Origin of the sequence: Streptomyces sp. UNOB3_S3 (assembly GCF_020740895.1) — a bacterium.
Classification (GTDB): Bacteria; Actinomycetota; Actinomycetes; order Streptomycetales; family Streptomycetaceae; genus Streptomyces.
This window is the reverse complement of sequence record NZ_JAILXP010000252.1, coordinates 1-10,798: the sequence shown is the minus strand read 5'-3', so window position 1 is coordinate 10,798 and position 10,798 is coordinate 1. Positions and strand designations below refer to the sequence as shown.

Below are 10,798 nucleotides of genomic sequence, written 5' to 3'. Positions count from 1 at the left end.
GCGCTGGCCCGCCTTCGCCGACTCGCGGGGGCGGGTGGCCGGGCAGGCACTGGAGGAGGCCCTGCCCGAACTGCACTCCCTGCGCGTCCTGAGCTGGGACCGGGGCGACTGCCCGGCCGTCCCGCCCGAGGCGATGCGCGCCGTCCTGGCCGCCGCCCGGCGGCGCGGCGGAGTCGTGGTCGTGGATCTGCCGCGCAGGCTGGACGAGCCGGCCGTCGAAGCCCTGGAACAGCTCGACCTGGGGCTGCTGGTGGTCCCCGCCGAACTGCGGGCCGTCGCCGCTGCCCACCGGATGGCCTCGACGCTGGGCATGCTGCTGAGGGATCTGCGGGCCGTCGTGCGCGGCCCGTTCGGCTCCGGCCTGGAGGCGGACGAGATCGCCCGCCTCCTGGGGCTCCCCCTCGCGGGTGAACTTTCCCTGGAGCCCGGTCTGTCGGACGCGCTCGACGCCGGCCGGCCACCGGGCGGTGCCGAGCGGGGGCCGCTGGCCCGCTTCAGCGCGGAGTTCTGGGCCAGGGCGCTCCCCGAGGCCGAAGGGGTGCCGGCATGAGCCTCGCGTTGCTGGACGCCGTACGGCTGCGGCTGGCGGAGAGCGGGGCGGATCCGACCCCCGCCCGGGTCGCCGAGGCGCTGCGCCGGGAGGGACGGCTCCTGGGCGACGCCGAAGTCCTCGGCGTGGCGGCCCGGTTGCGCTCCGAGCTGGTCGGCACGGGCCCTCTGGAACCGCTGCTGGCAGCACCCGACGTCACCGACGTCCTGGTCACCGCCCCCGACCGGGTCTGGATCGACCGGGGTGCGGGCCTGGAGCGCACCGACGTGACTTTCCCCGATGCGGCGGCGGTACGCGGCCTCGCCCAGCGCCTCGCCGCCATCGCCGGACGCCGGCTCGACGACGCCCGGCCCTGGGTGGACGCCCGCCTTCCGGACGGCACGCGCCTGCACGCCGTCCTGCCTCCCGTGGCCGTCGGCTCCACCTGTCTCTCGCTGCGCGTCGTCCGGCCGCGCGCCTTCGCCCTGGCGGAGCTCGTGGCCGCGGGAGCGCTGCCCCCTGGAGGGGAGCGGCTGCTGCGCGCCGTTCTCGACGCCCGGCTCTCCTTCGTCATCAGCGGCGGCACGGGCTCGGGCAAGACCACTCTGCTGTCCACCTTGCTGGGGCTGGTCGCGCCCGACGAGCGGATCGTCCTCGCTGAGGACTCCGCCGAGCTGCGGCCGGACCATCCGCATGTGGTGCGGCTGGAGACCCGCCCCGCGAATCAGGAGGGCACCGGCCTCGTCACCCTGCGGGACCTGGTGCGCCAGGCGCTGCGGATGCGACCGGACCGGCTGGTCGTCGGTGAGGTGCGCGGTCCCGAGGTCACCGATCTCCTGGCCGCTCTCAACACGGGCCACGAAGGAGGTGTTGAACGCCTAGATTGATTGCACCTACGCGGTAGAGGTTGCACCTGTCCTGCACCTACGCGGTGATCATTGCACACCAGCTGCTTGGGCGAGCCCTGACAGGGAGCCCGCCCCCGGGGCCACGACCAGTTGCCACAATCTGTCGTGTGCCTCATAGAACGAAGATCGGTCTCCCACGACGTCTCCCGCTGGTTCCAGTGCCAGTCCCTGGTGAGTCGTTGCTGAGCTGGCTCGGCTGCATGGGGCGCCTCCTGGGCGTCAACCGGGGTGAGGCGGCATATGTCAGTGGTGTGTGGCATGTGGCCGACAGACGCGTTGTGTCCGGAGTGTCGCTCACTAATCAGCGGTCGGCGATCTTTGGTCTGGATGACGAATCGGTCGAGCGAATCAATGCGGCTACGGGTCTATCCGCTGCTGCTGCTCGGGATATGACTTGGACTCGATTTACTGGCACCGCGTTGCCAGTCGAATTTGGGCATTCCGATCCCAGTCGGAAGCAGCGGATGCTGAAAGAGAACTGGGTCAATCCAGCCAGCTTGAGCCTCTGTCCGGGCTGCTTCGACGACAGTGACGGCAGATGGTTGCTGCGGTGGTCCTTGCCGTGGGCCTACGCCTGCCTGGAGCATGACTGCTATCTGGTGACTGCGTGCCCGACCTGCCGCTACCGCGTCGATGAGGCGGCCGTGGTGCGCGGTACGTGTGGCGGTTACCTCAGAGACAGAAGTGGTTCCGTACAGCGCTGCTCAACTGAGTTCCGCCATGTTCGAGCGACGCGCATACGTGATGTCGAGTTGCTACGACTCCAGCGTCTTCTGGATGGTCACCTCCAGGCTGCGGGAGAGCTGGAGATGAATCAGGCCCGCGCAGACTTCCAGGATCTTGTTGCGCTCGGGGTCATGGCTGTCTATCTTGCTACACCCGATCATCTCGACGGTGCCGATGCGGTAGTCCGTGATGCGCTATCGGTGTTCTCACGCCGCTACTGGGTGAAGTACGGCAGAAACATGAACCGGAGTGACATTGATAGCCCGCCGAAGATGGTTCAGGCGGCATTCTTGAGGGTCGCTGCACGAATTCTTTTCGCCAATGATCCGTTGGCCGCCGCCAGCGACCTGGTCGATCTCGGCAAGAACCCGATGGACCCGTCCCTCGTGCCTCTTCACCGATCCTGGCTTCACCGGCAGCCGGAGGTCACAGAGCGGGTCAAGCCGATCGTGGAAGCGATACGTGCCGCCAGGATTGAGGCGCGCGGGGTGTCACTGTAGCCCGAGCCCCCGCCGCGTCCGGTGACGGTTGTACGGCGGAGGCTGCGGGCATAGGTGCGACTTGCGGCCGGTCCGGGCGCCTAGGGCAGCAACGGCAACGGACGAGAAGCTGCTCGGGGAACCTGTGCCAGGCACGGTCAGCGATTCACTCTGGGCAATGTCTCCGGGGTGTGGAGGTATCTCTCAAAGGGTCTCGGCCTGGCCCTCGATGAGCTGGGCAAGCTGCTGATCACGGACGAGCCCTCCACTGCGGCCTCCGCTCGATTCCTCCACGAAACTCCGCCAGGTAGGGCCTGGTTCGGCCACACTGGATCCTATGCAGCTGATCGTGGAGGTGCTGGGCGCCCCGCAACCGGATGTGGAACTGGAATCGCTCCGGCGCACCCTGCGCGCTGACCCCGACCTGCGCTCGGCCACGGTCACCTCGCGGCCCGCGCGGCCGGTGGTCGAGGGCGCGATGAGCGCCGTCACCGACGGGCTGGTGGTGGTTTTCGGGGCCGGTGGCATCGGCGTGGCTCTGGTGCAGTCCGCCACCACCTGGCTGGCCGGGCGTCGAGCCGGGGTACGGCTCCGGATCACCCAGGGCGAGCGGACGGTGGAAGTGGACGTCAGCCGGGCAAGGCGGCTGGAGGACGTGCTGGCCCTGCTGCGGACGCTCGACGCTCTGCCGGCGGCGGAGACGGACGGCTCCGCCGTCACGGACGCCTCCGGTCCCCGCGACCGCGGGTGACCTACCTCCCGGACCCGGGGCGGTCGCGGGCCGTGCTGGTCGGCGTCTCGCAGTACGCCGACCCGGATCGCTGGCCAGCCCTGCCTGCCGTACGCGCCAACATCGCGGACCTTCGGGCGGTGCTCACCGACCGGGGGCTGTGGGGGCTGCCAGCGGAGCACGTCAGCGCGCTGGTCGACCCGCGGGACACCGGCCTGGTCATGGAGACCGTCGCAACCGCAACGGAGGCGGCCGAGGACACCGTGGTCTTCTACTACGCGGGCCACGGCTCCCCCGCCGAGTCCGATCTGCTGCTCCCGCTGGCCGCCACCACCACGCAGAACCTGAGCTGGCGCAGCCTGCGCTACTCCGCCGTCCGCGAGGTGCTGCGGCAGCGGCGAGCCGCGCACTGCGTGGTCCTTCTCGACTGCTGCTTCAGCGGGATGGCGCACGCCATGGCGGACGTGGACTCCTTTATGGATCTCCAGATCTCCGCAACCAGCGCTTACACCCTCACCTCCGCCGCCCGCGACTCGATCTCGCTGGCGCCGCCGGGCGATACGTACACCGCTTTCACCGGGGAGTTGCTCGGGATCCTGCGGGCCGGGCTTCCGGGCGGCGGGCCCGCGCTGCCCCTCGGGGAGGTTGCCCGTGCGGTGACCGCCGGGCTGGGCCGGCGCGGCCTGCCGTTGCCCCGGCACAGCCACACAGGCCCGGGCGACCAGCTCGCCCTGGTCCGCAACCGGCAGTGGCCCGGCGACGCCACGCCCCGCAGCGAGCACGAGGACGGCGTAGCTGCCACGCCCCCACCGCCTCCGCCTGCGCCCGAAGAGCCTCCGGCCGAGGCGCACCAGGCCGTTCTTGCGCTGCTGGAACAGTCCGGCCCGCTCCTCAGGCGGGGACGGGAGCTCGGGCTACTCCTTCCCCAGCTGGCACGCAAGTGGCACCGCATCCCGGCCTCGGAGCCCATCGTCGCGATGAGCGTCCCCGACGCGGGGGTCACGCGCCGCTTCTTCCCTCAGAACCTCCTGGTCTTCACCGACAGAGCCCTCTACGTGGGTAACCCCAGAGTCGTTGTGCTGGCCTGCGGATACGACCAACTGCCGCAACACAGAGTGTTCGTGGCGACACTCTCCGAGGGTGCCGGGGATGGCACCGGCCCAAACCACCACCTGGCGCTGGTCTTCCCGAGGCACGTCACGCTCCACGGCCCGTGGCACGAGCACCGGGCCCAGGCCCTGCTGAAGCTGCTGCACTCGCTCCAGCAGGCGGTCGGCAACAGCTGAGCCGGACAGACCCCCCGTCACACCTCGCGGTATGCGCGGGCATCATCCGCAGCCGCGAGGACCGCGTCCAGGGCCGCGCCCACGGCGGCGGTGAGGTGGCCACGCCCCCCTGCGCACACCAGGGGCAACCCAGGCGCCCGCTCCGCCGGAGAGGCGGGGGACGGCGGCCGCGACTTCCTCACCAGCGCCTGAGTCACGCGCCGGGAGCCAGTGTGGCGCGGCGTACCGACGGGGACTGTCACACGCTGGGCCGATCTCGGCATCCAGGGCGCCAAGGTCTTCGCCTACGGCCACGACCGGGACGGCCACGCAACCGGTGCCCTCCTTCGCTCGGGCTGGCCCTCCTCGGTGGCCGGCGGGTCAGGGCTGGCCGAGCGAGCCCCTGGCGACGCGCTCGACGAAGGCATCCCACTGGCCTGTGTGAAGCAGGAGTGCGGGCTTGCTGCGGTCCTTAGAGTCGCGAACCGCGACGCCACTGCCGATGGCGGCGACTTCGACGCACGCTCCGTTGCCGGAGCTGTAGCTGCTCTTGCGCCAGGCGGCGCCGCTCAGATCAACCTCGTGAGCCGGTCGCCTGTCGTTGGTGCTCATGTCTTCTGCATCTCCCTTGCGATGTTCTCCAGGATGGCGGGTGTCTCCTGCGGGTCGGGACCCGCGGCTCGTACGAGGTCGAAGGTCTGGATGAACTTGCGGACATCGCGCTCCTTCTCCAGGTACACGTTTCCGGCGATCGAATCGACGTAGACCACGGTCGGTGCCTTCGTGCCGAACTCCAGCAGCGCGAACGTCCCGGCCATGGCCGCGTGGGCGCCCTTGGCGGTCGGCATGACCTGGATGGTCACGTTCGGCAGGGCGGCGGCCTTGATGAGGTGCTTGATCTGGGCCGCCATAACCTGCGTCCCGCCGACGGGCCGCCGCAGGGCGGCTTCCTCGACGACCACCCACAGCTCCAGCGGGTCGGGCTTGCGGATCAGCAGGTCCTGTCGCTGCATGCGGAAGCGGACCAGCCGCTCGACCTCCTCGGGCTCGCCCGGCCGCACCGCCGCGATCACGGCTCTCGCGTAGTCCTCGGTCTGCAACAGCCCGTGGACGAATATCGGCTCGTACGCGCGCAGGGCGACCGCGTCGGACTCCAGCCCGGCATAGGTGGCCATGCCGGACGGCAGGACCTCTTCGTAATGGGCCCACCAGCCCTGTTGCTGGGCGTCCTTGTGGATCTGCATCACGGCCTCCACCTGGTCGGGGTCCTCGACGCCGAACCAGGCGAGGAGGTCGCGCACGTCCCGGGCCTTGATCGGGGCCTGTCCGGTCTCCACCCTGCTGATCTTCGACATCGAGCACTCCAGGTGCTCGGCGACGTCCTCGATCCTCTTGCCGGCGCTCTCGCGCAGCCTCCGCAGCTCGGCTCCGAGCTGGCGCTTGCGTACGGTCGGTCCGCTGGCCGTGGCCATCACCCCTCCTTGACGCGCCCCCGCGTACGGCAGGTTGCCGTACGCAAGTGTGCCCTAACAGTGCCAACTCCTACCGTGCTACCGGCGTTTGACACCAGAGAGCAACAGCCGGGCCAGGCATATGCCCACTTGTTCCACGCACTTGCGTGAGAGAAGTGCACGGGGTCATTCTGAGGGCGCTTCACGATCCGTAGCTCCGCTGTCGCTGATCGTCGGCGCCAGCGTGCACGGATGCCGCCTCGGACCGGAAGGAGCCCCGGCGATGCACGCGGTGCCAGGCCAACGGCGCGAACGACCGACGGACGAAGTCGACGATGACCCGCTGGCGGCGGTGACCGACCGCTCGCTGTACTTCTCCGTCCCGACCGTCCCGGGGGCGGTGCCGGCCGCCCGCCGCGAGGTCGCCGCCCAGCTCGGCCTGTGGGGCCTGCGGCCCGGGGCCGCCGTCACGCAGACCGCCGTCCTCGCGGTCAGCGAGCTGGTTACCAACACCGTGCGGCATGCCGCCGAGGCATCCGCCCGCACGGACGTCCATATCGGCCTGAACGACCGTCACCTGATGGTCGCGGTCCACGACCGCGACCCGCGCATGCCCCGCCGGATGGAGGCTCCGCACCTCGACGGCAGCGGCGGCCGGGGCCTGCACCTGGTGGAGACCCTGGCCGCCGAGGCGGGCGGCAGAACCTGCGTCCCAAGGGACGCGGACGGCGGCGGCAAGACGGTGACGGTCCTGCTGCCGCTGTAGAGCACGTCGGCGGGCCGCGGCATGTTCCCGCAGAGGCGTCGCCGCCCGCCGAGCCGCACCCCGCTCCGACCGGGGGTGCGGCGGGCGCCGGAAAGCCCTCCCCTCACGGCGCCATCGGCGGGGCCCGGCCCTCCCGGGCCGGGTCCCGCCCCCAGGACATTCCCCTGGTACCCCCTGGCCAAGGAGGCTCGGTGACCACACCACCCACAACCGCCCCAGCCGCACTCGCGCTCACCATCCGCCCCGGCCAGCCGCTGGCCGGCGTCGTGGCCGTGGACGGCTCGAAGAACGCCTGCCTGCCCCTGCTGGCCGCCGCCGCGGCCACCAGGCGGCACGTCAAACTCAGCAACGTGCCAGCCGGCGCGGATGTGCGGACGCTGCTGGAGCTGTTGCAGCGGATCGGCTTCCGCCTCTCGTATCCGGTGGGCGAGCCCGGGAGCCTGATCGTGTGGCCCGGCTCCTTCGGCCCGGCCGTCCCGGACCTGCCGGATGCCGCCCGTATCCGGGCCTCCTACTACCTGGTGCCCGCCCTCCTGGCCGTGCACGGCACCGCGCGGCTGCCGTGGCCCGGGGGCTGCCGGGTCGGTGACCGGGGCATGGACGAGCACTTCCGGGTGTACGAGACCTTCGGCGACACCGTGCAGCGCGACGATCACCATTACACCGTTGCGACGTCCAGCCGGAGGCCCGGCGCGGTCAGGCTCGACCTCCCTTTCCGCTCACGCGGGGCGAGTATCGCCGCCGTGCTCCGGGCCGTCGTCGCCGAATGCCGCCTGGTCCTGGGCAACCCGAACCTCTCCCCTGAGACGACCACCCTCCTGGCCTCCCTCCAGGAAGCGGGCTGGGACCTCCATGCCAGCGAGGAGAAGATCACCCTCGGCCCGCCGACGGACAGCACAGGCGGCGGCCTGGACTGGTGGGTACCCGGCGACAAGATCGAGGCGGGCACCCTGGCCTGTGCCATCGCGGCCACCGGCGGCACCGGGCGGATCGAGGGCCTGCGCGGTCCGGACGTCCGGCTGCTGGCCGACTTACTCACCCAGGCCGGCATCCCGGTCGCCGTCGCCCCCGACGCCATCGGCGTGCACCCCGCCACTCAGCTGACCGGCCACCCGGTGCGGGCGATCGCCTCCCTCGCCCCGAACGGCCTGGACGCCGACTTCGAACCCGCGCTGATGGCCCTCGCGCTGGGCCTGCCGGGCACCCACTTGTTCGGCGACTCGATCAACCCCGGCCGCCACGGCAACCTGCTGCCGCAGCTGGCCCGGCTCGGGGCCCGGATCGAGGCGCTGTCCCCGGCTCAGTGCCGCCTGACCGGCCCGCAGCGGCTGACCGGCGCTCTGGTGGAGGCCACCGACATCCGCACCGGCTCCGCGCTGCTGATCGCCGCCCTCACCGCCCGGGGCAGCACCACGCTGACCGGGCTCGACCAGCTGCGACGGGGGCACGCGGACCTGCCCGGCAAGCTCCGCACGCTGGGCGCCGACCTCGCCGAGGTCGCCCCATGACGTCCGTACGCGTGCTGGAGCGGATCGTGGCCACCACCGACGTCCACTCCGCCTTCGATCGGGCCGACGGCATGCTCGCCTACCTCCACCGGGCCCGGCCCACCTCGCTGATCGCGGACTGCGGCGACTTCTTCGAGGGCAGCGGCTACTACCGGCTCGCGGGCGGCGCCATCGAACGGGCCGTGCTCGCCGGGCTTTACGACGTGCTCGCCCCCGGCAACCACGGCTGGCCTCACCACTTCGAGCCCGAACTCCGCCCGCTGACGGTCTGTACGAACGCCGTCGACGACGCCAGCGGGCAGCCGCTCTTCCGCCGCCTGCGGACCTTCCGCATCGGCGGGCGGCGCGTGGCCGTCACCGCCGTCATCGGCCCGGACGCCTTCATGGACATCCCCGCTCACCAGCGCCAGGGGCAGCGGGTCACCGATCCGGTGCGGGCTCTGCGGGAGCTGATGCTGGCCCACCACCACGAGGCCGACGCATGGATGCTGCTGTCGCACTCCGGCTTCGAGCAGGACCTGGCCCTGGCCGCCGAGTGCCCGTTCCTGGACGTCATCTTCGCCGGACACTGCCACAGCGACCACTACGCACCCGAGCCGGTCGGCGACACCCTCGTCGTCAAGGGCGGCGAGCTCGGCGCCGGATACGCGCTGGCCGAACCGGTCGGCGCCGGCTGGGCCGCCCGCACCTGCACCTTCCCCACCGGCCCGGCCGCCGTCCCGCACGAGCTGGCCTCCGTCGTCCGGCAGATCGGCGCCGTGCGCGAGAAGCTGACCGCCCCGTTAGGGCTCACCGCCGATGCCTACCGCGGCACGGTGCCCGACCGGCACCACGTCCTGGCCGAAGCCGCTCTCCGGCTCCACAGCGGGCTGGGGGCCGACGCTGTGGTCCTTAACGACACCGTGCTGCGGCCCCAGCGACTGGGCATGGTGCTGACCTTCGGGGACCTGCTGGCCATCGAGCCGTTCGCCAACCAGCTCGCCTACGCGCGCATCCCCGACTCCTACCTCCACGACCCCGGCGGCCTGACCGCCTACCTGACCGCGAGGGTCGGCCCGCTCGTCACCGCACCGGACCCGCTGCCGATCGGGCTTCGCACCGTGCTGACCACGGACTTCCTGGCGGGCAACTTCCTCGGCGACCACACCCGCCGGGCCGGGATGTCCCTCGGCCAGGCCGTCCGCCACGTCCTGACGGGCGCCCCGTCCTCTACCGTGATCGAAAGGCCCTTGCCGTGATCCTGACCGGACCCGAAATCACCGCCGCCGCCCTGGATGGCCGGCTGCGGATCGAGCCCTTCGACGCGGACCAGGTCAACCCCAACAGCTACAACGTCCGCCTCGGCACCACCCTGGCCACCTACACCACAGCCGTCATCGACGCCCACCGCCCCAACCCCACCACGACGATCGCCATCGGCGGCGACGGATACGTCCTCCAGCCCGGCGAGCTCTACCTCGGCCACACCTTCGAACAGATCGGCTCCGACCTGTTCGTGCCGCTGTTGTTCGGACGCTCCAGCGTCGGCCGGCTCGGCCTGTTCGTCGAGATCACCGCCCCGATCGGCGACATCGGATTCCACGGCCAGTGGACCCTGATGCTCACCCCCGTCCGGCCCCTGCGCGTGTACGCGGGCATGGAGATCGGGCAGGTCATGTTCTTCGTGGCCAGCGGAGCCGTGGACCTCTACGCGGGCAAGTACCAGGGCTCGACCGGCCCCCAGCCCTCCCGGGCCTGGCAGGACCTGATCCCGGCCCAGGCGGCAGCCTCATGATCCTCACCGGGCCCGCCATCGCCTCCGCCGTCGCCGCGGGCGAGATCAGCATCGACCCCTTCGAGGCCGACCGGCTCTCGCCGAACGCGTACGACTGGCGCCTGGGCGAGACCTTACGGATCTGCGACGGCAACCTCGACGCCGCCCGCCCCACCGCCTTCACCGAAACGACCATCCCGCGGGCAGGGACCGTGCTCGAGCCCGGAGTGCTCTATCTCGGGATGACGTACGAGCAGACCGGCTCGGAGACGTACGCGCAGATGCTCAACGGCGACCGCACCACCGGCTCCCTGGGCATCTGGGTCCACGTCTCCGCACCGCTGGGCCACGTCGGGCACGCCATCCGCTGGACCCTGGAGATCCGCGCCGCCAAGCCGGTGCGGATCTACCCGAAGATGACCTTCGGCAAGCTCATCTTCCTCGCCACCATGGGCGACCGCGCCAGCTACCAGCGGCCCGGGTCGAAGTACGCGGCCACCGAGGGCATCGACATCTCCCGCCTCTACACCGAAATCGCCGGAGGCCCCCGATGACCACCGTCACCGGCCCGCTGGCGGCCACCGTCCTCGACCTGCCCGTCGGCAGCCCCGGCGGCAGCGTCGAACTCTTCCTCGACCTCTACACCGGCCCCGCCCCGCTGATCCCGGCCCGGCCCTTCATGC

General features: G+C 71.2%; 11 protein-coding genes and 2 pseudogenes. 11 read left to right on the top strand and 2 right to left on the bottom strand.

Annotated elements, in window-relative coordinates; translation table 11 throughout:
* The 5 genes and pseudogenes from ssd to K6I33_RS24225 form a co-directional block, all read left to right on the top strand.
* Window positions 1-550, top strand: a 550-nt coding sequence (ssd, locus tag K6I33_RS24245) for a septum site-determining protein Ssd (protein WP_374285724.1), incomplete at its 5' end; no start/stop codon positions are given.
* Window positions 547-1,398: pseudogene (locus K6I33_RS24240) on the top strand (TadA family conjugal transfer-associated ATPase); the annotation flags it as partial. The gene ssd and the pseudogene K6I33_RS24240, both read left to right, overlap by 4 nt.
* Before the next feature lie 62 nt (window positions 1,399-1,460).
* A complete protein-coding gene (locus tag K6I33_RS24235; protein WP_308297284.1) occupies window positions 1,461-2,663 on the top strand; it encodes a TniQ family protein in 1,203 nt (400 codons plus the stop codon).
* Window positions 2,664-2,979: 316 nt separating this feature from the next.
* Window positions 2,980-3,393 (top strand): hypothetical protein, encoded by a 414-nt coding sequence (locus tag K6I33_RS24230; RefSeq protein WP_229356639.1) that lies wholly within the window; start codon window positions 2,980-2,982, stop codon window positions 3,391-3,393.
* Window positions 3,390-4,658 carry a caspase domain-containing protein gene (locus tag K6I33_RS24225; protein WP_229356638.1) on the top strand — a complete coding sequence of 423 codons (1,269 nt, stop codon included), beginning with the start codon at window positions 3,390-3,392 and terminating at the stop codon, window positions 4,656-4,658. The genes K6I33_RS24230 and K6I33_RS24225 overlap by 4 nt, the downstream gene beginning before the upstream one ends.
* Window positions 4,659-5,018: 360 nt before the next feature.
* Here the strand turns inward: K6I33_RS24225 and K6I33_RS24220 are convergent, their stop codons facing one another.
* Window positions 5,019-5,249, bottom strand: coding sequence for a DUF397 domain-containing protein (locus K6I33_RS24220; protein WP_229356637.1), 231 nt, complete (start codon window positions 5,247-5,249; stop codon window positions 5,019-5,021).
* Window positions 5,246-6,109: a helix-turn-helix transcriptional regulator gene (locus tag K6I33_RS24215; protein ID WP_229356636.1), complete on the bottom strand. Its 864-nt coding sequence runs from the start codon at window positions 6,107-6,109 to the stop codon at window positions 5,246-5,248. The genes K6I33_RS24220 and K6I33_RS24215 overlap by 4 nt, the downstream gene beginning before the upstream one ends.
* Before the next feature lie 262 nt (window positions 6,110-6,371).
* Here K6I33_RS24215 and K6I33_RS24210 point away from each other — a divergent pair, with 262 nt between their 5' ends.
* The 6 genes and pseudogenes from K6I33_RS24210 to K6I33_RS24185 all read left to right on the top strand — a co-directional run.
* A complete protein-coding gene (locus K6I33_RS24210) occupies window positions 6,372-6,854 on the top strand; it encodes an ATP-binding protein (protein WP_229356635.1) in 483 nt (160 codons plus the stop codon).
* A 191-nt stretch (window positions 6,855-7,045) separates the two neighbouring features.
* Window positions 7,046-8,362, top strand: a complete 1,317-nt coding sequence (locus tag K6I33_RS24205) for a UDP-N-acetylglucosamine 1-carboxyvinyltransferase (protein WP_229356634.1) — start codon at window positions 7,046-7,048, stop codon at window positions 8,360-8,362.
* A complete protein-coding gene (locus K6I33_RS24200; RefSeq protein WP_229356633.1) occupies window positions 8,359-9,600 on the top strand; it encodes a metallophosphoesterase in 1,242 nt (413 codons plus the stop codon). The genes K6I33_RS24205 and K6I33_RS24200 overlap by 4 nt, the downstream gene beginning before the upstream one ends.
* Window positions 9,597-10,136 (top strand): dCTP deaminase, encoded by a 540-nt coding sequence (dcd, locus tag K6I33_RS24195; RefSeq protein ID WP_229356632.1) that lies wholly within the window; start codon window positions 9,597-9,599, stop codon window positions 10,134-10,136. The genes K6I33_RS24200 and dcd overlap by 4 nt, the downstream gene beginning before the upstream one ends.
* Window positions 10,133-10,669, top strand: a complete 537-nt coding sequence (locus tag K6I33_RS24190) for a deoxycytidine triphosphate deaminase (RefSeq protein WP_229356631.1) — start codon at window positions 10,133-10,135, stop codon at window positions 10,667-10,669. The genes dcd and K6I33_RS24190 overlap by 4 nt, the downstream gene beginning before the upstream one ends.
* Window positions 10,666-10,798 (top strand): annotated as a pseudogene (locus tag K6I33_RS24185) (glycosyltransferase); the annotation flags it as partial. The gene K6I33_RS24190 and the pseudogene K6I33_RS24185, both read left to right, overlap by 4 nt.

What these genes read in the sequence shown, in the direction of transcription:
- K6I33_RS24220 (WP_229356637.1), bottom strand. Translation starts at nt 5,249, where the DNA reads ATGAGCACCAACGACAGGCGACCGGCTCACGAGGTTGATCTGAGCGGC.
- K6I33_RS24200 (WP_229356633.1), top strand. Translation starts at nt 8,359, where the DNA reads ATGACGTCCGTACGCGTGCTGGAGCGGATCGTGGCCACCACCGACGTC.
- K6I33_RS24190 (WP_229356631.1), top strand. Translation starts at nt 10,133, where the DNA reads ATGATCCTCACCGGGCCCGCCATCGCCTCCGCCGTCGCCGCGGGCGAG.
- K6I33_RS24215 (WP_229356636.1), bottom strand. Translation starts at nt 6,109, where the DNA reads ATGGCCACGGCCAGCGGACCGACCGTACGCAAGCGCCAGCTCGGAGCC.
- K6I33_RS24210 (WP_229356635.1), top strand. Translation starts at nt 6,372, where the DNA reads ATGCACGCGGTGCCAGGCCAACGGCGCGAACGACCGACGGACGAAGTC.
- K6I33_RS24230 (WP_229356639.1), top strand. Translation starts at nt 2,980, where the DNA reads ATGCAGCTGATCGTGGAGGTGCTGGGCGCCCCGCAACCGGATGTGGAA.